Annotated in this window: 18 protein-coding genes; 7 read left to right on the top strand and 11 right to left on the bottom strand. The window is 73.4% G+C overall.

What is annotated here, in order from left to right; translation table 11 throughout:
* Positions 1-59 precede the first annotated feature (59 nt).
* The 5 genes from QEZ54_RS32450 to QEZ54_RS32430 form a co-directional block, all read right to left on the bottom strand.
* Positions 60-3374, bottom strand: a complete 3315-nt coding sequence (locus QEZ54_RS32450) for a glycoside hydrolase family 48 protein (RefSeq protein WP_281308577.1) — start codon at positions 3372-3374, stop codon at positions 60-62.
* 271 nt (positions 3375-3645) lie between these two features.
* The gene (locus QEZ54_RS32445) at positions 3646-5202 is read right to left on the bottom strand and encodes a D-aminoacylase (RefSeq protein ID WP_281308576.1); all 1557 of its coding nucleotides are present in this window, start codon (positions 5200-5202) and stop codon (positions 3646-3648) included.
* Positions 5203-5213: 11 nt separating this feature from the next.
* The gene (menC, locus tag QEZ54_RS32440) at positions 5214-6314 is read right to left on the bottom strand and encodes an o-succinylbenzoate synthase (RefSeq protein ID WP_281308575.1); all 1101 of its coding nucleotides are present in this window, start codon (positions 6312-6314) and stop codon (positions 5214-5216) included.
* Positions 6311-7186: a GNAT family N-acetyltransferase gene (locus QEZ54_RS32435; protein ID WP_281308574.1), complete on the bottom strand. Its 876-nt coding sequence runs from the start codon at positions 7184-7186 to the stop codon at positions 6311-6313. Before QEZ54_RS32435 ends, menC begins: the two co-directional genes overlap by 4 nt.
* Before the next feature lie 48 nt (positions 7187-7234).
* Positions 7235-8437 carry a deoxyribodipyrimidine photo-lyase gene (locus QEZ54_RS32430; protein WP_281308573.1) on the bottom strand — a complete coding sequence of 401 codons (1203 nt, stop codon included), beginning with the start codon at positions 8435-8437 and terminating at the stop codon, positions 7235-7237.
* 184 nt (positions 8438-8621) lie between these two features.
* Between QEZ54_RS32430 and QEZ54_RS32425 the strand changes: the two genes are divergently transcribed.
* The 5 genes from QEZ54_RS32425 (at position 8622) to hypF (ending at position 13775) form a co-directional block, all read left to right on the top strand.
* Complete coding sequence (locus QEZ54_RS32425; RefSeq protein ID WP_281308572.1) at positions 8622-9527, top strand: MerR family transcriptional regulator; 906 nt, start codon at positions 8622-8624, stop codon at positions 9525-9527.
* Positions 9528-9637: 110 nt separating this feature from the next.
* Positions 9638-10288, top strand: coding sequence for an alpha/beta fold hydrolase (locus tag QEZ54_RS32420; RefSeq protein WP_281308571.1), 651 nt, complete (start codon positions 9638-9640; stop codon positions 10286-10288).
* A gap of 88 nt (positions 10289-10376) precedes the next feature.
* Positions 10377-10841, top strand: coding sequence for a VOC family protein (locus QEZ54_RS32415; protein WP_281308570.1), 465 nt, complete (start codon positions 10377-10379; stop codon positions 10839-10841).
* A complete protein-coding gene (locus QEZ54_RS32410; protein WP_281308569.1) occupies positions 10793-11140 on the top strand; it encodes a VOC family protein in 348 nt (115 codons plus the stop codon). The genes QEZ54_RS32415 and QEZ54_RS32410 overlap by 49 nt, the downstream gene beginning before the upstream one ends.
* 355 nt (positions 11141-11495) lie before the next feature.
* Complete coding sequence (hypF, locus tag QEZ54_RS32405; RefSeq protein WP_281308568.1) at positions 11496-13775, top strand: carbamoyltransferase HypF; 2280 nt, start codon at positions 11496-11498, stop codon at positions 13773-13775.
* Positions 13776-13793: 18 nt separating this feature from the next.
* On the opposite strand, the gene QEZ54_RS32400 is transcribed toward hypF, so the two are convergent.
* Together QEZ54_RS32400 and QEZ54_RS32395 are read right to left on the bottom strand one after the other, a co-directional pair.
* Positions 13794-13919 carry a hypothetical protein gene (locus QEZ54_RS32400; RefSeq protein WP_281308567.1) on the bottom strand — a complete coding sequence of 42 codons (126 nt, stop codon included), beginning with the start codon at positions 13917-13919 and terminating at the stop codon, positions 13794-13796.
* Positions 13916-15910: a glycoside hydrolase family 76 protein gene (locus QEZ54_RS32395; RefSeq protein ID WP_281308566.1), complete on the bottom strand. Its 1995-nt coding sequence runs from the start codon at positions 15908-15910 to the stop codon at positions 13916-13918. The genes QEZ54_RS32400 and QEZ54_RS32395 overlap by 4 nt, the downstream gene beginning before the upstream one ends.
* Before the next feature lie 147 nt (positions 15911-16057).
* Between QEZ54_RS32395 and QEZ54_RS32390 the strand changes: the two genes are divergently transcribed.
* Complete coding sequence (locus QEZ54_RS32390) at positions 16058-16783, top strand: class I SAM-dependent methyltransferase (RefSeq protein WP_281308565.1); 726 nt, start codon at positions 16058-16060, stop codon at positions 16781-16783.
* Positions 16784-16815: 32 nt separating this feature from the next.
* Positions 16816-17196: a hypothetical protein gene (locus QEZ54_RS32385; RefSeq protein ID WP_281308564.1), complete on the top strand. Its 381-nt coding sequence runs from the start codon at positions 16816-16818 to the stop codon at positions 17194-17196.
* A gap of 9 nt (positions 17197-17205) precedes the next feature.
* Here QEZ54_RS32385 and hypE read toward each other — a convergent pair whose 3' ends face one another.
* From hypE to QEZ54_RS32365, 4 genes are read right to left on the bottom strand one after another with little or no spacing between them, the layout of a single operon-like run.
* Positions 17206-18282 carry a hydrogenase expression/formation protein HypE gene (gene hypE / locus QEZ54_RS32380; protein WP_281308563.1) on the bottom strand — a complete coding sequence of 359 codons (1077 nt, stop codon included), beginning with the start codon at positions 18280-18282 and terminating at the stop codon, positions 17206-17208.
* Positions 18279-19406: a hydrogenase formation protein HypD gene (gene hypD, locus QEZ54_RS32375; RefSeq protein ID WP_281308562.1), complete on the bottom strand. Its 1128-nt coding sequence runs from the start codon at positions 19404-19406 to the stop codon at positions 18279-18281. Before hypD ends, hypE begins: the two co-directional genes overlap by 4 nt.
* 11 nt (positions 19407-19417) lie before the next feature.
* Positions 19418-19690 carry a HypC/HybG/HupF family hydrogenase formation chaperone gene (locus tag QEZ54_RS32370; RefSeq protein ID WP_281308561.1) on the bottom strand — a complete coding sequence of 91 codons (273 nt, stop codon included), beginning with the start codon at positions 19688-19690 and terminating at the stop codon, positions 19418-19420.
* A gap of 2 nt (positions 19691-19692) precedes the next feature.
* Positions 19693-20040 carry a hydrogenase maturation nickel metallochaperone HypA gene (locus tag QEZ54_RS32365; RefSeq protein WP_281308560.1) on the bottom strand — a complete coding sequence of 116 codons (348 nt, stop codon included), beginning with the start codon at positions 20038-20040 and terminating at the stop codon, positions 19693-19695.
* Between the last annotated feature and the right edge of the window lie 98 nt (positions 20041-20138).

Below are 20138 nucleotides of genomic sequence, written 5' to 3'. Positions count from 1 at the left end.
TGGGAAGGGGCCCTTCTGCTACGGAAAGCGATAAGAAGGGCCCCCTTCCTTACCGGGGGTCAGCCGGCGGGGAAGAGGGAGCCGAAGTCGGCGAACGCCATGGCGATGTCCGACTGCGCCCAGAACCGGTGGTAGGTGAAGGTGGGTGCGGGCCCGCCGTTCAGGTACGCCTGGACCGCCGGCCACGCCGGGTCGGTGGCGTAGAACGGCCGGACGCTCATGAACGTCGAGCTGGAGTTGATCGGCACGCCGGTGCCCATCATGCCGCTGAAGCCCGAGGGGACGTACATGCCGGTCTGCGTGGTGGAGTTCCACACGTCGTCGAACCGGTTGTAGTCCTCGCGGACCTCAGGCACCACGATGCCCTTGGTGTCGTTCGCCTTCAGCAGGATCATGCGGTCCAGCAGGCCCTTCGCGGTCGCCTTGGCGGAGTTGCCCAGGGTCGAGCCGTTCTCCTTGGCCGCGTAGTAGGTCAGCGTACGGGCGTAGGCCGCCGCGACGCCGACGTCGTTGCCGGACTTGGTGACCGAGACGTGCAGGCCCGGGTTGGCCGCCGGGGTGCCGCCGCCGCTGTAGTTGCCGGACGGCTGACCCGACCAGGTCATGTCGCTGGGGATCGAGAAGTTCGAGCCCGAGCCCAGGGTGGTGTTGGCGACCGCCCAGGCGACCCACTTGTCCAGGATCTGCTTGGCCTTGGCGTTGCCGGTGACGTAGTAGTACTCCGCCACGCGGTGCAGCGACCAGGCCTGGAAGCCGAACCACTGGTTCGACGGCGGGTCGTGGTAGACCGGCTTCACGTCGTACGCCATGCCGTAGAAGGTGGGCGTGCCGGACGGCGGGGCCGAGTAGTTGCCGTTCCAGCTGTTCGTCGCGCCACCGGCGATGGCGCCCTCGGCCGACTGGAGCCAGAGGTAGAAGTCGAGCTGGCGGGTGAGGCTGGTGTCCCAGTCCGCGGCGGCCGTGGGCGACTGCGGGCGCAGCGCGGTCGGGCCGGACGAGCCGAGGACGTACGCGGCGAGCGGGTTCTGGTAGCCCTGGTGGTTGTGGCTGGAGCCGATGCGCCACGACCACGCCCCGGCGATGTCGCCGCCCCACGCGTAGTACCACGACAGCAGGTAGTTGCTGCTGCTCTTGCCACTGCCGGGGGTGCAGGAGGTGGAGGTGCAGCCCGGGGTCTTGAAGTACTTGTCGTACATCGCGTACCGCAGGAAGTCGCCCATCTTCGCGGCCTTGGCCACGGTCGCCGAGATCTGCGACTGGTTGCCCTGGGCCGTGGCCCACTGCAGCGCCCAGTACGCGGCCTCGACGGCGCGGGCGTCGGCGTCCGGGGCGTTGGTGTAGCGCCACTGCCCGGTGGTCGAGCCCTGGATGAACAGCGACGGGAAGTTCGCGAACCGGCCCGTGTCACAGGACGGGTGCGCGACCGTCTCCCAGGTGGACTCCTGCGGACCACGCTGGAACGTGTTGATGTAGGTCACCCGCTGCGTGCTGTCGCCGCACTCGGCACCGGTACGGCCGGTGCCGTACTTGTACACGTCGTCCACGTCGAGCAGCCAGTGCATGCCGTAGATGTTGCGGTTGCCGTACGTGGTCTGCAGCTCGTTGGCCAGCGGGTCCTGGCCGGCGACCACGCTGGTGCTCAGCGGCACCGGGTAGCCGTTGGGCTGCAGCGCCTCCGGGGCGTAGTCGGCCGGGTCGCTCGGGTTGTAGGTGCTCTGACCGGGCTGGGCCGCCGCCGACGGGATGATGTACTGCTCGGTGATGTTCCAGGCGTTGTTGAACGGGGTCCAGTTGCCGGTCACCCGGCCGTACTGGGCCTCCATCCAGATCCAGAAGCTGAACGCCTCGGACGTGGTCTCGTGGCCGTGGTCGGGCGCCTCGACGAGCAGCGTCTCGATCGTGTGGTACGGGATGCCCTCGGGCGAGAAGTACCCGTTGGCCGGGTCCTTCAGCTTGTTGTACTGGGTGGTGAACTCGGTGATGTAGGCGTTGGCCGTGTTCTCGTCGTCCACCTCGGTCGCGGTGACGGTCACCGAGGTGAGCCCGCTGGAAGCGACGGTGAACGGCCGGGTGCCGTTGGTGCTGTCGGTGTCCTGCGCCGCGGCCAGGGTCACGTTCTGCACGGTGTTCCAGTTGCCGGTCGTGAACGTCAGGCTGGAGCCGGAGGACACGGTCAGGTTGGTGTCGCCGCTGCCCGCCGTCGTGGTGACGGTGACGCTGGCGGCGGGCTGGACGGCCAGCCGTACGCCGACCACGGCGGTCGAGCCCTCGGGCACGTTCACCGACGTGGGGTTGACCACCAGCGACTGGGTCGTCGTGGTGTCGTTGTCGGCCTCGGTGGCGTTGACCGTCACCGAGGTGAGGCCGCTGGAGGCGACCGTGAACGGCCTGGTGCCGTTGGTGGTGTCGCTGTCCTCGGACGCCGCCAGGGTCACGTTCTGGGCCGTGCTCCAGTTGCTGGGCGTGAACGTCAGGCTGGTGCCCGCCGACGCGGTCAGGTTCGCGTCGCCGGTGCCGGCCGTCGTGGTGACGGTGACGTTGCCGGTCGGCGCGATGTTGAGGCGTACGCCGAAGGTGGCGGTGCCGCCCTCGGGCACGGTCACCGCGGTCGGCGAGACCACCAGCGACTGGGTGCCGGCCGGGTCGTTGTCAGCCTCGGTCGCGTTGACCGTCACCGGGGTGAGGCCGGATGCCGCCACCGTGAACGGCCGGGTGCCGTTGGTGGTGTCGGAGTCCTCGGACGCGGCCAGGGTGACCGTCTGGTTGGTGTTCCAGTTGCTGGTCGTGAAGGTCAGGCTGGCGCCGGACGACACGGTCAGGTTGGCGTCGCCGGTGCCGGCGGTCGTGCTGACGGTGACGCTGGCCGACGGCTGGGCCGACAGGCGTACGGCGTAGGTGGCCGTGCCGCCCTCGGGCACCGACACCGACGTCGGCGAGACCACCAGGTTCACCGCCGGCTGGGTGCCGCCGCAGGTGGTGCCGTTGACCTTGAAGCTGGTCGGGTCGGTGTTCGTGCCGCTGTAGGAGGCGTTGAACCCGATGCCGACCGAGCCGCCGTTGGCGACCGCGCCGTTGTAGGACAGGCTGGTGGCGGTGACGTTCTGGCCGGACTGGCTGTAGTTGGCCGACCAGCCCTGGATGCCGGTCTGGCTGCCGGGCCAGGCCCAGGTCAGCGTCCAGCTGGTCCACGCGTCACCGGTGTTGGCGACGGTGATGTTGGCGCCGAAGCCGGAGCCGTTGTCCCAGGCCTTCGTGTACGTCACCTGGCAGGCGACGGCGGCGTGGGCGGGGGTCGCTATCGCGGCTCCCATCGCCACGACCATCAGCCCTGTCGCGGCGAGCGCGACACGGCGGCGGAACGTGCTGAATCTCATTGAGGTCTCCTCGTGGGGACGGATCACCGACCCTTGCCCCGGGCAGGGCGGTGGACGACGACGCATCGCGACGTGTTCCAGCCGTCGGCGTGACCTCACGCGGTGCACAGGCAGACCGGGCGCCGTTCCGGTCTCCCGGATGCCCTCGGCCGCCCGAACCGCGTGAAAGGCTCCTCACACGAGTAGTTGAAGCATCGCATCGACTGCTGCTGATCACAAGGTATGATCAAGCAGCGATTTTCAGGAGATCCACAGGAGACTCAGGAACTCCTCAGCCGCGCAGCACCTGCCCCGCGCGGGCACCGGTGAACTCACCGGCGTCGATGACGTGGGCTCCGGCGAGCAGCACGTGGCGCACGCCGGTGGGGCGGATGTCGGGCACGGCGTAGGTGCCGGTGTGGCCGATGGTGGCGGGGTCGAACACGACCAGGTCGGCGACGGCGCCCGTACCGAGGAAACCACGCCCGGACAGGCCGAACTGGTCGGCGATGGCCGAGGTCATCTTGCGGACCGCCTCGGGCAGGGTGAGCAGGCCGCGCTCGCGGACGTACTCGCCGAGCACCTTGGGGAAGCAGCCCCAGGTGCGCGGGTGCTGCAGGCCGACCGGCGGGCCGTTGTCGGAGCCGATGCCGACCAGCGGATCGACCATGATCGCCTGTACGTCGGCCTCGTCCATCATGGTGATGACCATGCCCGCGCCGGGGTCGGCGATCAGCACCTCGCACAGCGCGTCGAACGCGTCGGCACCGCCGGCCAGCTCCGCGAGGGTCCGGCCGGTGGTGTCGGGGCGGGTCGCGTGCGTGGTGACCAGCACGTCGGCGGGGGTGACCCGGGACCAGAAACCCTGCGGGTACGCCGGATCCTCGGCTTCGGCCCGGATCAGCTTGCGCCCCTGCGGGTCGGCCAGCCGGGCCCGCATCGCGTCCAGCCCGCCGACCTGCGCCGAGCCGGGCAGCAGCGCGTTGAGGAAGGTCCCGCCGGCCAGGTACGGGTACTGGTCGCCGCGCACGTCCACCCCGGCCAGCCGGGCCGCGTGCAGCTTGGCCAGCAGCGCGGGGGCACCGCCGTGGTTCGCCTTCCCGGCGACCTTGCAGTGCGACACCTGCAGCCGCACCCGCGCCCGCGTCGCGATCTCGATCGCCTCGTCCAGGGCCGCGCCGAGCTGGTCGTCCTCGTTGCGCATGTGCGTGGCGTAGGGCCGGTTCCAGCGGTGCGCGACCTGGGCCAGGGCGACCAGCTCGTCGGTGTCGGCGTAGGAGCCCGGCGGGTAGATCAGGCCGCTGGACAGGCCGATCGCGCCGGCCGCGAACGCCGCGTCGGCGAGTGCGCGCATGCGCTCCAGCGCGCCGGGCCGCAGCTTCTCGTCCATGCCGTTGGCGTACGCCCGCAGCGTGTTGTGCCCGACCAGCACCGCGATGTGGTTGGTCGGCCCGCCCGCCTGCGCGTCGGCCAGGTAGCCCGCGAAGTCGCGCGCCAGCACCGGCACCCCGCCCGCCAGCTCGGCGAAGAGCGGCCCGGCCGCCTCGATGGTGGCCGCGTCCAGCGGGGCGAAGGAGAACCCGCAGTTGCCGACGATCTCGGTGGTGACGCCCTGGTGCAGCTTGAACGGCTGCGGGTCGGCCATCAGCGGCACCGGGTCGGAGTGGCTGTGCGGGTCGATGAAGCCCGGCGCCACGGCCAGGCCGTCGACGTCGAGCACCCGCCGGGCCGGGCCGAGGTCGGGGCCGACCGCGGTCACCCGGTCGCCGGTCACGGCGACGTCGGCGCGTACGCCGGGACCGCCGAGGCCGTCGTAGACCGTGCCGCCGCGCAGGACGAGATCGTGCATGGTGGTGCTCCTCAGACGTGGATCCACTCGGTGGCCGTGGTGACCTCGCGCAGCGCGTCGGGGTCCGGGGTGACGCCGATGCCGGGGCCGGTCGGCACGGCCAGGTGGCCGCCGTCCAGCACGAACGGGTCGGTGACGTCGCGGCGGAAGTAGCGGTCCGAGGCCGAGGTGTCGCCGGGCAGCACGCAGCCCGGCAGCGCGGCCAGCGCCACGTTGGCGGCCCGGCCGATACCGGTCTCCAGCATGCCGCCGACCCAGACTCCGATCCCGTTGGCGGCGCACACGTCGTGCACCCGGCGGGCCTCCAGGTAGCCGCCGACCCGGCCCGGCTTGATGTTGACCACCGAGGTGGCGCCCAGCGCGATCGCGTCGGCCGCGGCCCGCGCACTGGTGATCGACTCGTCCAGGCAGATCGGGGTGCGCACCTGACGGGCCAGCTCGGCGTGCCCGCGTACGTCGTCCTCGGGCAGCGGCTGCTCGATCAGCAGCAGGTCGAACGGGTCCAGCTTGGCCAAGTGCCGGGCGTCGGCCAGCGTGTACGCCGTGTTCGCGTCCACCTGGAGCAGGATGTCGCCGAACCGCTCCCGCACGGCCCGCACCGGCGCCACGTCCCAGCCCGGTTCGATCTTCAGCTTGATCCGCAGGTAGCCCTCGGCGAGGTAGCCCTCGACCGCCGCCAGCAGCTGCGGGATCGAGTCCATGATGCCGACCGAGACCCCGGCGGGCACCCGGTCGCGCTCGGCGCCCAGGTGCGCGGCCAGCGGCAGCCCGTGCTCGCGCAGCCAGGCGTCCAGCAGCGCGGTCTGCACCGCCGCCTTCGCCATCGGGTGACCCTTGATCTTCGCGAACGGCGCCTCGGTGCGGCGCGGGTCGGCGTCGGGCACCCCGGCCAGCGCCGGAATCAGGAACCGCTTGATCACCTCGGCGGCGCCCGCGACGTACTCGGAGCTGTAGAGCGGGGCGGACATGGCCACGCACTCGCCCCAGCCCTCGGCCGTGTCGGTCACCGCCCGCACCAGCAGCACGTCGCGGTCCAGCTCCACCCCGAACGAGGTGCGGAACGGGCTGACCAGCGGCATCGCGATGCGGCGCAGCTCGAAGCCTTTGATCATCGGTCCGCCTCCAGGGTGTACCAGCCGTCGCGGCTCATCCCGGTGATCCGGTAGCCGGCGTCGAGGGCGGCGCACAGCGCCTCGCGTACCGGCAGCCGCCAGGCCACCGCCGCAGCCGGGTCGCGCTCGCGCAGCGCCACCACGTCGTCGGGCACCGCGACCAGCAGCGGACGGCCGTCCAGCGGCACCGCGGCCGGGCGGGGCTCCTGCGCCGCGCCCCGGTCGAGCAGCACCGCGCCGCCGGCGGCGCGCAGCACGGCCAGGTCCACGTCGCGCACGTCGCCGCGCGCGGCCGCCTGGGCGCCCGCCGACAGCAGCTCCCAGCTCAGGTAGAGCCGGTCGGTCGCCTCGCCGGTGTTGATGCCGTCGTTCATCTCGCCGTAGAAGTCCGGCAGGTACGCCGTCGCGCGGCCGCCGAGTTTGTGCAGGTTGACGTAGGCGTTGCGGCGCACCAGCGGATCGAAGGTCCAGCGGACCTCGGTGATGCCGCGCGCCAGGCACCAGGCCCGCTGGTGCTGCTTGAGGGCGTACCCGACGCCGCCGCTCTGCGCGGCCGGATCGACCCCGGTGATGTGCGAGTGCAGGTGGTCCGAGCCGAAGAAGGCGATCGCGGCCGCGACCAGCACCCCGTCGCGGTACGCCCCGGCCACGTAGTTGCCCGCGTGCTGCAGCGCCCGCAGGGTGGCCCGGTTGATCAGCTGGTCGGCCGTGTCGGCGTGCCAGATCCGGCGCAGCAGCTCGGCGGCCTCGTGCTGGGCGGGCACGGCCGTAAGCTCCCGGATCTCCAGCCGCAGCCGGGCCGCGGCCGCGGCCGCCAGCTCGACGGCGGTCTGCACCTGCTCAGCGGGCACGGCACCGGAAGCGAACACCATCCGAGTAGTGAACCACCGCGCTGATCCGACCGTGCGGGCAGGCGAGCGTCAGCCGGTCCAGCGCTTGATGTAGATCCCCTCGGGGTCGTGGCGCTCGGTCTGCCGCTGCGGGCTGAACCTGCGGTACGGCTTGGTGTCGGTCCCCGTGCCCGCGACCCACTGCCAGTTGCCGTAGTTGTTGGCCACGTCGGCGTCCAGCAGCAGCCGCGCGTACCAGGCGGCGCCCTCGCGCCAGTCCAGCCCCAGCGTCTTGGTCAGGTAGGACGCGGTCACCAGCCGGGCCCGGTTGTGCATCCAGCCCTCGGCCGCCAGCTGCCGCATCCCGGCGTCCACCAGCGGCACCCCGGTCCGCCCCGCCTGCCAGGCGGCCAGCGCGTCGGCGTCGTCGTGCCACTGCTCCTGCGCCCCGGCCCGGTACGCCTCGGTGCCGAGCTTCGGGAAGCAGGCCAGCACCTGGGTGTAGAAGTCGCGCCAGCACAGCTGCCGCACGTACGCGTCGGCGACCCCGGCCGCGGTCGCCAGCCGCAGCGGCGACACGCACCCGAAGTGCAGGTACGGGCTCATCCGGGAGGTGGCGTCACCGGCCATGTCGTCGTGGCGGTCGGCATACTGCGGCGCCTGCGGCAGCCAGGCCTTGAACCGGCGCAGCGCCTCGGTCTCGCCGCCGGTCATCGGGCCGGGCGACTCGGACTTCGCCCCGGCCAGCGCCCGCCGCGGATCGCTGCCGAGCACGCCGTCAGGCAGCGGCGGCACCGTGCGCGGCGTGGGCGCCGGCGACCGCCACCGGTGCCCCTGCCAGGCGCGGTAGTAGGGCGTGAACACCTTGTAGTGGTCGCCGCCGGTGGTGGGCACCACCTCGCGGGCGGGCACCACGGTCACGCCGGGGAACAGCTTGAGCGCGATCCGCTCGCGCTCGCAGGCGCGGGCCAGGCGGTCCTGGCGGCGCAGCGCGTACGGGCCGTAGTCCTCGGTGAGCCCGATCCCGGCCGCGCCGACCTGCTTGGCCAATCTCACCGCCTGGGTGACCGGGTCGCCGGTGCGCACCACGAGGTCGCTGCCGCGCCCGCGCAGGTTCTCGCGCAGGTCGAGCAGGCACTCCAGCAGGAACCGGCGCCGGTTGTCCGGCACCGCCAGGCTCGGGTCGACCACGAACAGCGGCACCACCCGCTCGTACGCCGCACAGGCCGCGGCCAGCGCCGGCTGGTCGTGCACCCGCAGGTCCCGCGTGAACAGCACCACGACCGTCTTCACGCCGTCCCTCCCCTCCCTCGCGCCGCCCGCGCACGGGGCAGCGGTGCGCTGCGGTTTCGGGGAAACTGCAGCAATCGACGCGCCAGAGCAGCAGTTTCCCCGAAACCGCACGCTCGCAAACCGCGACGCGCCGGATAACGATTCACCAATCAACGCAATATTAGTCTGCGGTAGGCTGCAACGCGTGGTGGACGGCGTCGATGACGAAGGGCTGAGCGCGGGGGCGGTGGCCCGGCGGCTCGGCATCGCCGTGACCACGCTGCGCACCTGGCACCAGCGCTACGGGCTGGGTCCGGGCGGGCACGCACCCGGGCACCACCGCCGCTACGACTCCGACGACCTGGCGCGGCTGGAGACCATGCGGCGGCTCACCGCGCACGGCGTGCCCGCGGCCGAGGCGGCCCGGATCGCGCTGGCCACGCCCGCCGATGGCCAGCCGGAGGTGCCCGAACCGCGCCGCGACGGCGGCGGCCACACCGTCGCCGTCGGGCGCGCCGGAGCACAGGCCCGCGGCCTGGCCCGCGCCGCGATGCGGCTGGACGCGCTCACCGTGCGCGACCTGGTCGAGCAGGCGGTGGCCGAGCACGGCGTGGTGGCCACCTGGCAGGACCTGCTGTGCCCGGTGCTGGTCGGCATCGGCACCCGGCACGCGGCCACCAGCCGGCTCATCGAGGTCGAGCACCTGGTGTCGCGCTGCATCACCGAGGTGTTCGGCGCGGTGCCCCGCCCCGTGCCGGGAACTCCCGTGCCGGTGCTGCTGGCCTGCGCCGACGACGAGCAGCACAGCCTGCCGCTGGAGGCGCTGTCGGCGGCGCTGGCCGAGCGCGGGGTGGGCACCCGGCTGCTCGGCGCCCGGGTCCCGGGCCGCTCCCTGCTCGACGCCGTACGCCGCACCGGCCCCGCCCTGGTGCTGATCTGGTCGCACGCCCCGCAGACCGCCGACACCGGCGTGCTGGCGGACCTGCTCACCATGCCCCGCCGCCCCGCGCTGGTGGTGGCTGCCGGCCCCGGCTGGCCCGAGGAGCTGCCCGACGGCGTGCTCACCCCGGACAGCCTCGCCGCGGCGATCACCCTGGCCGCCTCCGTGTAGAACCCGTCGACCCAACGATGCCCGGCAGGGCGCGCGGTTCGGCGGCGCGAAGGGCTGAGGCCGCGCGGCCGCACCCGGCGCCGAGATAGGTTCGCAGGCGGGAGGGTGCGGTGACGACGCGCAGCGCGGGGTACGAGTCCAGCACGGCGCACGCCGCGAGCCGGGGGCTGGTGCTGATGCTGCACGGCGGTGCGGAGCGCAGCCGGTGGCCCGACCACCGGGCCCGGCTGGCCTACCTGCGGATGCTGCCGTTCCTGCGCGCCCTGCCGCCGGACGTGCTGGTGTGGCGGCTGCGCTACCGCTACTACGGCTGGAACGGCGCCGACGCCGACCCGGTGCGGGACCTGGAGTGGGCCCTCGGGCGCGCCGCCGAGGTGCGGCCGGAGCTGCCGGTGATCCTGGTCGGGCACTCGATGGGCGCCCGCGCCGCGCTGTGGGGCGGCGGCGACCCCCGGGTGGCGGCGGTCTGCGCGCTGGCGCCGTGGATCGAGGCCGGGGACCCGTACCAGCAGCTGGCGGGCAAGCAGGTGCTGATCGCGCACGGTGACCGCGACCGGATCACCGACCCGTCGGCCTCGCGCCGCTACGCGCTGGCCGCCGAGGAGGCCGGGGCGCGGGTGACGTACCTGGACGTCAGCGGCGACGGCCACGCCATGCTGCGCCGCGCCAGCCACTGGAACTGCCTGGTCGGCGCCTTCGTCAGCACGGTGCTCGACGCGGACGCGGTGGGCGGGTCCACGCTGGCCCGCGACTGCCCGTGAGGCCGCCGCCCTCCACGCGCTTACAGGTATCTCGGCCCCCTGTCCCCGCCGTCGTCGGGTGCGTACAGCCGCCGCTATCGTGATGCGAATGTCCGTGCCGACTCCGCCCGCGATCCGCTGGCTGCACGCCTTCCTCGACTACCCGGCCGACCGGTTCGACGCCGGGACGGCGTTCTGGCTCGCGGTCACCGGCACCCGGCTGTCCGCGCGGCGCGGCGCCCACGGGGAGTTCGCGACCCTGCTCGGCGACGGCGACGCCCACCTGAAGGCGCAGGTCGTGGGGCCGCCTGGCGGCATGCACCTCGACCCGGCGACCGACGACCCGCAGGCGCTGGTCTGGACGGCGCTGCGGCTGGGCGGGAGCATCGCCGACACCGGCCAGGGGTTCACGGTGCTGCGCTCGCCGGGCGGGCTGCTGCTGTGCGCGGTGCCGTACCAGGGCGACTCGGCGCGTACCCCGGTGGTCACCGGTCCGGCGGGCGCCGTGAGCCGGGTCGACCAGGTGTGCCTGGACATCGCGCCGTCGCGGAGACCGCGTTCTGGGCCGGGCTGACCGGGTGGGACCTCGCCGAGGGCTCCCGCCCCGAGTTCCGGGTGCTGAAGCCGCCCGCGCACCTGCCGCTGCGCATCTTGCTGCAGCGGCTGGACGAGGAGCGGCCCACCGGCGCGCACCTCGACCTGGCCTGCTCGGATGTGGACGCGGTCCGCGCCTGGCACGAGTCGTACGGGGCGAGCGTGGTCACCCGGCAGCAGCGGTGGACGGTGATGCGCGACCCCGCCGGGCACGTCTACTGCCTGACCGCGCGCGACCCGCACACCGGCAGCCTACCCGCGACAGCACCTCAAGCCTGACCCTCCCCCAGGCCGCACCCACCCTCCCCCAGGCCGCACCCACCCCGCCCCCTGGCCGTCAACCGACCCGAACCGGTGATCATGGCGGTTTCGGCCCGCCGAGATCTGCATTTGCGGTCGTATCAGGCGGTCAACGGCCGCCTTCTGACCGCAGGCCGCGATCATCGCCGGACGCGAGTCGGGGCACCCGGGGCGGTCGGGACGACGTCGGTCGGGGCGAGGTCGGTCGGGGCGAGGTCGGTCGGGGCGAGGTCGGTCGGGGGGTGTCCGTCGGGGGGGTCCGTCGGGGCGTGTCCGGTCGGGGTGCAGCTGCAGGGCGGGCCAGAATCATCATGTGTCCGAAATGTCAGGTGATGTGGCTGCGCGTACCCGGTTGGCGGTGCGGGTCGCCGGGATCGTGCAGGGGGTCGGCTTCCGCCCGTTCGTCTATATGCTGGCCCGGCGCCTGGGGGTCGACGGGCACGTCGGCAACGACACGCGCGGCGTGTTCATCGAGGCCGAGGCCGCTCCCGGCACGCTCGACACGTTCCTGGCCGCGCTGGAGGGCGAGCGCCCGCCGCTGGCCGTGATCGACTCGGTCGCGGCCAGTCCGCTGGCGCCGACCGGCGCACGCGGTTTCCGCATCGTCGGCAGCGACGGCACCGGGGCGCCGGCCGCGCAGGTCTCGCCCGACGCCGCCACCTGCGCCGCCTGCCTGGACGAGACCATGGCCGCCACCGGCCGCCGGGCCGGGTACGCGTTCACCAACTGCACCCACTGCGGCCCGCGCTTCACCATCGTCGCAAGCGTCCCGTACGACCGCGCCAACACGACGATGCGCGGCTTCGCCCTGTGCCCCACCTGCGCCACCGAGTACGCCGACCGGGCCGACCGCCGCTTCCACGCCCAGCCCGTCTGCTGCCCCGGCTGCGGCCCCCGGCTGCGGCTGCACACCCTGCCCGGCAGCGGCGAGCCGGAACCGCTCTCCGGCGATCCGATCGCGACCGCCGCGCGCCTGCTGCGCGAGGGTGCCATCGTCGCGGTCAAGGGCCTGGGCGGCTACCACCTGGCCGTCGACGCCACCCACCCGGACGCCGCCGCCCGGTTGCGCGGCGCAAAGCACCGCGAGGACCGGCCGTTCGCGCTGATGGCGGCCGGGCTGACCGAGGCCGCCGAGCTCGTCGAGCTGGAGCCGGGCGCGGCCGAGCTGCTGACGCACCCGGCCCGGCCGATCGTGCTGCTGCCCCGGCGCCGCCGCAGCCCGCACCGCATCGCCGAGGCCGTCGCGCCGGGCTGCCCCGAGTACGGCGTCATGCTGCCCTACACCCCGCTGCACCACCTGCTGCTGCGCGCCGTCGCCCGCCCCATCGTGCTGACCAGCGGCAACACCTCCGACGAGCCGATCGCCTACCGGGACGACGACGCCGTGAACCGGCTGGCCGGGCTCGCCGACGCGATGCTGGCCCATGACCGGCCGATCCACACCCGCACCGACGACTCGGTCGCGCGGGTGGTGCGCGGGCGCCCGCTGCTGCTGCGCCGCTCACGCGGGTACGTGCCGCGCCCGCTGACCCTGCCGGTGGCGGCCCGCCGCCCGATCCTGGCCTGCGGCGCCACCCTCAAGAACACGTTCTGCCTGGCCGCGGGTGCGCAGGCGGTGCTGTCGCACCACATCGGCGACCTGGAGAACGCCGCGGTGTACCGGTCGTACACCGAGGGCGTGGCGCACCTGCGGCGGCTGCTGGGGATCAGCCCGGAGCTGGTCGCGCACGACCTGCACCCGCAGTACCTGTCCACCGGGTACGCGTACGGGCTGGACGAGGTGGAGCTGATCGGGGTGCAGCACCACCACGCGCACATCGCGTCCTGCCTGGCCGAGCACGGCGAGCACGGACCGGTCCTCGGGGTGGCCTTCGACGGCCTCGGCTACGGCGACGACGGCACGCTGTGGGGCGGGGAGTTCCTGGTGGCGGATCTGCGGTCGTACACCCGGGCGGGTCGGCTGGCGCCGGTGCCGCTGCCCGGCGGCGCGGCCGCGGTCCGCCAGCCGTGGCGGATGGCCCTGTCCTACCTGGACGGCCTCGGTGAGCTGCCCGAGTTGCCGGTCGTGACGCGGCACGCCGACCGGTGGCCGCCGCTGCGCTCGGCCGCCCGGCAGGGGTTGAGTTCGCCGCCGACCTCCAGCGCGGGGCGGCTGTTCGACGCCGTGGCGGCGCTGCTCGACCTGCGCGACGAGGTCTCCTACGAGGGGCAGGCCGCGATCGAGCTGGAGCGGGCCGCAGCCGGGCAGGCACCGCAGCCGGGCTACCCCGCCCGGGTCGAGGAGGGCCCGCTGCTCACGCTGCACGGCGCCGATCTGGTACGGGCCGTGCTGGCCGACCGCCTCGACGGCGTGCCGGTGCCGGTGATCGCCGCACGGTTCCACACCGGGCTCGCCGACCTCATCGCCGCGGCCTGCGTACTGGTACGCGAGCGGCACGGGCTGGACACGGCGGCCCTGTCCGGCGGCGTGTTCCAGAACGTCGTGCTGCTCACGATGGTGGTCGACCGCCTGTCGGCGGCCGGGTTCCGGGTGCTGACCCACAGCCTGGTCCCGCCCAACGACGGCGGCATCAGTCTCGGCCAGGCCGCCGTCGCCGCCGCCCTCGACCGCTGAGCGGGCTCACCCGTACAGTCATGCGGCGACCTGCTCGGTCTCGTGGTATCCGCTGGCCTGCAGCGCGAACGGGTGCGCGTACGCGCCCGCGGCGGCCATCAGCTCCGCGGGCCGGCGTGCGACGGCCCGCCGCCCGGAGCTCACAGCTGCTGCCAGAGGGCGGGCACGTTCGGCGGCTCCCAGCCGACCTGCGACAGGTGCGGCTGGCGGCACTGCCAGCGCGATCCGGCGTACGTCACGACCGTCCCGGTCGCGTATGACACGCTCGGCGCCCAGGCCGCCTCCGACGGCGGCTGGGTCGGCGGCGTCGACGGCCCCGCCGTGGCCGCGAGCAGGGCGCCGAGGCCGGAGGCCTGGGTGCGCCAGTCGCGCGCGTTCGGGGTCGCCCCGGTCCAGCGCTGCCCGATGCGGTTCAGGCTGTCGCGGTCGGACTGCCAGATCGTGTCGGACTGCTGCTGCGCGTACGTGCGGTACGCGGCCGCCCCGGAGGCGTCGGCCAGGTCCATCAGGTACCGCATGAAGATGCCCTTGAACTGCTTCTGGTTGTCGTCGCAGCTGTTGGCCGGGTCGCAGGACTCGGTGAGGACGCCCGAGCGGGTCAGCACGGTGGAGTTCATCGCGGCGTCGGCGAGCTGCCGGGCCGAGGTCAGCAGCGCCGGGTTGCCGGTGGCCCGCCACAGCTCGACCGCGCCCCCGATGGCCAGCCCCTGGTTGTACGTCCACACGGTCTGCCCGTTGTTGGCGCAGCCGCCGGTGATCCCGTCGTTGACCAGCTTCGACCCGTTGATCATCCCGCTGGCGGCGAACCAGTTCCAGCCCGCGGTGGCCCGGCCGAGCCACAGCGTGTCGCCGGGGATGCGGTTGTGCAGCGCGGCGGTCAACCGGACGTACAGACCGGTGGTGACCGCGTTCTTGTAGGTGCGCTCGCGGTTCCACCACACCCCGCCGCCGCAGGTGCCGTCCCAGTACGAGTGCATGTAGTTGCCGATGGTCACCGCCATGTTCAGGTACTTCGCGTCGCGGGTCACGTCGTAGGCCTGCACCCAGGCCAGCGCCCACCAGCCGGTGTCGTCGACCGCGCGGCTGATGAAGTTGCCCTCGATCGGGTCGGTGCTCTTCTGCCCGGCCGGCATGACGCCCTTGTTCAGCTCGAAGGTCCGGTCGATCAGCCAGCGGTAGTCGGTGCGGCCGGTGCGGGCCGACCAGTCCCCCAGCGCGGTGACCGCGACCGCCGAGTTCCACCAGCTCGACGGCCACCACGCGGTGTCGGTGCGGTACGAGTACGCCAGCGCGTCGGCGGCCGCGGCCGGTCGGTCGGCGGCGGGCCGGGCCCAGGCGGTGCAGCTGCCGTTGGCGCTGCCGGTGGCCCGGCCGCAGGCGCGCACCGCCCCGCCGTACAGCAGCGAGCGCGGATCGCGGGTGTTGACCATGGTGGTGCGCACCGAGGCGGCGCCCGACGGGACGCTGATGCGGCCCAGCGAGGAGCCGCCGGGCCAGGACGCGCCCTCGTCCCAGGAGCGGTCGAGCCACACCTCGTCGCCGGCGGCGCCCGAGCCGAGGGTGGCCCAGGCCAGGCCCCGGTTGTCGATGTGCAGGTCGATGCGGCGGTTGCTGAGGACGGTGCCCGGCACGGGCCGGTTGTCACCGACGGCGGTCGCCGCGTCGGCGCCGTCGCAGACCGCGTCGCAGACCTTCGGGTACACCCAGGCGGTGCAGGTGACCCCGCCCGCGTCGCCGCAGGCCCGGACCATGCCGCGCCGGTGCGCGGCCGGGTCGGCCAGGTTGTGCATGAGCGTGCGGGTGCCGGTCCAGGTCGACGGGATGCTCGCCCGGCCCAGCAGGCCGTCCCAGCTGGAGCCGTCGGTCCAGCTGCGGTCGAGCCAGACCGAGTCGCCGGTCACGCCGTTGTCGATGCTGCCCCAGGCCATCCGGTCGGTGTCGGACACGTGCAGCACCAGGCGGCGGCCGTTGAGGTTCACCTCGGGCACCGGGAAGAGCTCCTGCCGGGCCAGGGACGGGTCGCGGGTGTCGCAGTACAGCGAGCACACCGGCGCCGCCGCCGCCGGAGTCGCGACCACCACCGCCCCGGCCGCCCCGGCGAGCAGCGCGGTCATGAGGACTATCAGCTTGCGCATCGGATCCACCTCGCCTCGGCCACGGCATTCCAGCAGATACCGACAACATTCACTTTGGTATCTGTCGATGTTTGGGGATCGAAGTTAACAAACTTAACCGTTGGCTGTCCACGGCGTGGCCGTGCCAACCCGGCTACCGTGGTCGCCGTGCCCGACGCCCTCTTCGCCCACCCCCGCCTGGCCGCCGTGTACGACGCCTTCGACGGCGACCGCGCCGACCTCGACGCGTACCTGCGCCTGGTCGAGGGGGTCGGCGCCCGGCACGTGCTCGACCTCGGCTGCGGCACCGGCTCGCTGGCGGTCCTGCTCGCCGGGCGCGGCATCCGGGTCACCGCTGTCGACCCCGCCGCCGCGTCCCTGGCCATCGCCCGCGCCAAACCCGGCGCCGAGCAGGTCGACTGGCACCACGGCGACGCGACCTCACTGCCCGACACGGCCGCCGACCTCGCCCTGATGACCGGCAACGCGGCCCAGGTGTTCCGCACCGACGACGACTGGCACACCGCCCTGCGCGGCCTGCACAACGCGCTGCGCCCCGGCGGCCGCCTCGCGTTCGAGACCCGCCAGCCCGCCTACCGCGCCTGGGAGGAGTGGGCCGCCGAACCGCCCGTGACCGTGCGCGACGTGCCCGGAATCGGCGCCGTCGAGCAGCGCTTCGAGCTCACCGGGGTGGCCCTGCCGTACGTGTCGTTCCGCTTCACGTACACGTTCCCGGACGGGGCGGTGGTCGGCTCCGACTCGACGCTGCGTTTCCGCGACCGTGCCGAGGTGGAGCACTCCCTGGCCGCCTGCGGCTTCGAACTGCTGGACGTCCGCGACGCCCCCGACCGCCCCGGCCGTGAGTACGTCTTCCTCGCCGCACGTCCAGGCTGACCGTCCGGCGGCGGCTGTGGCACGCTGTGCCGGTGATCGACTTCTTCGACCCCGCTGCCGTCACCGCCGTGGACGTCCTGCGGGTAAGCCCGGGTTGGGACAGCGTGACGGACTGGCAGGTGCACCAGGAACTGGCCACCCTGGACCCACCCGCAGCCACCGCCGCCGCGCTGCTGCTCGCCGCCCTGCCCGAGGATGATCCGGCCCGCTGCTTCGTGCCCGTCTACGGCATGCGGCTGTGGACCGCCGACGGCGGCTCGACCGAGGTGGCCATCTGCTTCCGCTGCAGCAATGGCCAGTACCGGGGCCACCTCGGTTCCGGCTGGTTCACGCTCGACAGCGCCGCGCCGCCCAGCCTCGAACTGCTCGCCCTGCTGCGCTCGTACGACCCCGACGCCGCCGAGCGGGCCTGAGCAGGCGCTTCAGCAGATGCGGGGCAGGGGGTCGCCTACCAGCAGGTCGACGATGCGGGTGCCGCCGAAGCGGGTGCGCAGCAGGACCAGTTCGGCCGGGTCGGGGTCGATGCGGCCGATGACGGCGGCCTGGTCGCCGAGCGGGTGCGCGTGCAGGGCGGCCAGGGCGGCGGCGGCGTGCTCGGGGGCCACGACCGCGACCAGGCGGCCCTCGCAGGCGACGTACAGCGGGTCGATGCCGAGCAGTTCGGCGGCGCCGCGTACGCCCGCGCGCACCGGCACGGCCGACTCGTCGACCACCACGGTCACCCCGGCCGCGCGGGCGATCTCGTTGAGGATGGTCGCCACCCCGCCCCGGGTCGCGTCGCGCATCCCGCGTACGCCCTCGCCCGCGGCCGCGAGCAGGTCGTCGACCAGCCCGGTCAGCGCGGCGGTGTCCGAGCGCAGGTCGGCCTCCAGGTCCAGGTCGCCCCGGGCGACCAGCACCGTCATGCCGTGGTCGCCGATCGGGCCGGAGACCAGGACCAGGTCGCCGGGGCGGGCCAGGTGCACGCCGAAGTCGCGGGGGTGCTCCCGTACGCCCACCCCGGCCGTGGTGATGTAGCAGCCGTCGGCCAGGCCGCGCGGGACGACCTTGGTGTCCCCGGCGACGATGCTGACCCCGGCGGCGCGGGCGGCGGCCCCCATGGAGGCCACGATCCGGGTCAGGTCGGCGACCGGCAGGCCCTCTTCGAGGATGAACCCGGCCGACAGGAAGCGCGGGCGGGCACCGGCCACGGCCAGATCGTTGACGGTGCCGTTGACGGCGAGGTCGCCGATGTCGCCGCCGGGGAAGAACAGCGGCTTGACCACGTACGAGTCGGTGGTGAACGCCAGCCGGGCGCCACCGGCGGTCAGCGCCGCCGCGTCGTCGAGCGCGTTCAGCTCCGGGTTGTCGAACGCCTCCAGGAACACCGCCTCGACCAGCGTCTGCGTGGCCTTGCCGCCCGCGCCGTGGGCCATGGTGAGCCGCTGCTCGCGGACCCGGGGACGGGCGCGGCGGGTCCGGTCGATGCGGTCGAGGACCTCGGTCAGCTCGGCGGTCATCGGGCGGTCACCTCCAGCAGGCGCTGCCGGTGGAACCGGCCGAAGTTGTAGTACGCCGCGCAGGCGCCCTCGGGCGAGACCATGCAGGTGCCGATCGGCGTCTCGGGCGTGCAGGCGGTGCCGAAGACCTTGCACTCGTACGGCTTGAGCACGCCCTTGAGCACTTCGCCGCACTGGCACGACTTCGGGTCGGCCACGCGCACGCCCGGCACGGCGAAGCGCCGCTCGGCGTCGAAGGCGGCATAGCGCTCGGTCAGCTTGAGCGCGGAGTGGGCGATGAAGCCCAGGCCTCGCCACTCGAAGAACGGGCGCAGTTCCAGCACGTCGGCCAGGGTCTTGAGGGCGGTCAGGTTGCCGTCCCAGGGCACGACCCGGCTGTACTGGTTCTCGATCTCGCAGCGGCCCTGCTCCAGCTGGGCCAGCAGCATGTCGATCGAGTGCAGGATGTCCAGCGGCTCGAACCCGGCCACGACCAGCGGCTTGCCGTACCGCTCGGCGATGAAGCGGTACGGCTCGCAGCCGATCACGGTCGAGACGTGCCCGGGGCCGAGGAAGCCGTCCAGGCGCTGGTCGGGCGAGTCCAGGATGGCCTTGATCGCCGGAATGATCGTCACGTGGTTGCAGAAGACCGAGAAGTTGGCCAGCCCTTCGGCGGCGGCCCGGCGCACCGTGACGGCGGTGCTCGGCGCGGTGGTCTCGAACCCGATCGCCATGAACACGACCTCGCGGTCGGGGTGGGCGCGGGCCAGCTTCAGCGCGTCCAGCGGCGAGTAGACCATGCGGATGTCGGCCCCGGCCGCCTTCGCGTCCAGGAACGACCCGTCGCCGCCGGGCACCCGCATCATGTCCCCGAACGAGGTGAGGATCACCTCGGGCCGCCTGGCGATGGCGATGGCGTCGTCGACGCGGCCCATCGGGATCACGCAGACGGGGCAGCCCGGCCCGTGCACCAGCTCGACCGACTCGGGCAGGTAGTCCTCCAGCCCGTGCTGGTAGATGGTGTGCGTGTGCCCGCCGCACACCTCCATGAACTTGTAGTGCCGCCCCGGCTCGCACCGGGCCGCGATCCGGGCCGCCAGTGCCCTGGCCTGCTCAGCGTTGCGGAACTCGTCCACGAATCGCATCGTCGGCTCCCCTACTCGATGGTGGACGACTGCAGGGCGGCGAGCTCGTCGGCGTACGCCTGGCCGATGCTCTCCAGGAACTCCATCGCCGCCTTCGCCTCCGCCTCGTCGATCTTGGAGAGGGCGAAGCCGACGTGGATCAGCACCCAGTCGCCGACGCCCACCTCGCCGGGCTCCAGCAGCCCGATGTTGATGGCCCGGCGTACGCCGGAGACGTCGACCTGGGCCAGGTCGGGGCGGTCGGCGTGGAGTTCGACGACCTCACCGGGGATACCGAGGCACATGCTCAGCGCACCGCCCGGTCGATGAGGTGCAGCTCCTCGAGGATGAGGTCGTCGCCGCCGTACACGGTGACCTGCGCGCTGCCGCAGTCGCCGCAGATCGCGGGCAGCAGCAGCGTCTCCCCGTCGCCGCCGCAGCTGCGGCACACCACCAGCGCCGGGACGGTGACCAGCTCGATCTCCGCCCCGTCGGCCGTCGTCCCGGTCGCCACCAGCGCGAACCCGTCGCGCAGCGCCGGTTCGGCCACGCCGTGGCGCACCCCGATCCGCACCTTCAGCCGGTCCACCGCCCGGCCCTCCGCCCGCTGCCGCACCACCGCGAGAATGCTCTCGCAGAGCCCGATCTCATGCATCCGTCCGCCTCACATACTGCGCATCTTGAGGTACCGCTTCATGTCGGGCAGCGACTGGATCACCAGCGCCGCCGCACCGGCCAGCACGAGCCCGGCCA

It is taken from the genome of Catellatospora sp. KI3 (genome assembly GCF_029948125.1).
Classification (GTDB): Bacteria; Actinomycetota; Actinomycetes; order Mycobacteriales; family Micromonosporaceae; genus Catellatospora.
The sequence above is the reverse complement of the archived record's forward strand: the minus strand, read 5'-3'. Positions and strand labels throughout refer to the sequence as shown.

Coding starts and splice junctions, on each gene's coding strand:
- QEZ54_RS32450 (WP_281308577.1), bottom strand. CDS start 3,374: ATGAGATTCAGCACGTTCCGCCGCCGTGTCGCGCTCGCCGCGACAGGG.
- QEZ54_RS32445 (WP_281308576.1), bottom strand. CDS start 5,202: ATGCACGATCTCGTCCTGCGCGGCGGCACGGTCTACGACGGCCTCGGC.
- menC (WP_281308575.1), bottom strand. CDS start 6,314: ATGATCAAAGGCTTCGAGCTGCGCCGCATCGCGATGCCGCTGGTCAGC.
- QEZ54_RS32435 (WP_281308574.1), bottom strand. CDS start 7,186: ATGGTGTTCGCTTCCGGTGCCGTGCCCGCTGAGCAGGTGCAGACCGCC.
- QEZ54_RS32415 (WP_281308570.1), top strand. CDS start 10,377: ATGTCCGTGCCGACTCCGCCCGCGATCCGCTGGCTGCACGCCTTCCTC.
- QEZ54_RS32395 (WP_281308566.1), bottom strand. CDS start 15,910: ATGCGCAAGCTGATAGTCCTCATGACCGCGCTGCTCGCCGGGGCGGCC.
- hypE (WP_281308563.1), bottom strand. CDS start 18,282: ATGACCGCCGAGCTGACCGAGGTCCTCGACCGCATCGACCGGACCCGC.
- hypD (WP_281308562.1), bottom strand. CDS start 19,406: ATGCGATTCGTGGACGAGTTCCGCAACGCTGAGCAGGCCAGGGCACTG.
- QEZ54_RS32370 (WP_281308561.1), bottom strand. CDS start 19,690: ATGTGCCTCGGTATCCCCGGTGAGGTCGTCGAACTCCACGCCGACCGC.
- QEZ54_RS32365 (WP_281308560.1), bottom strand. CDS start 20,040: ATGCATGAGATCGGGCTCTGCGAGAGCATTCTCGCGGTGGTGCGGCAG.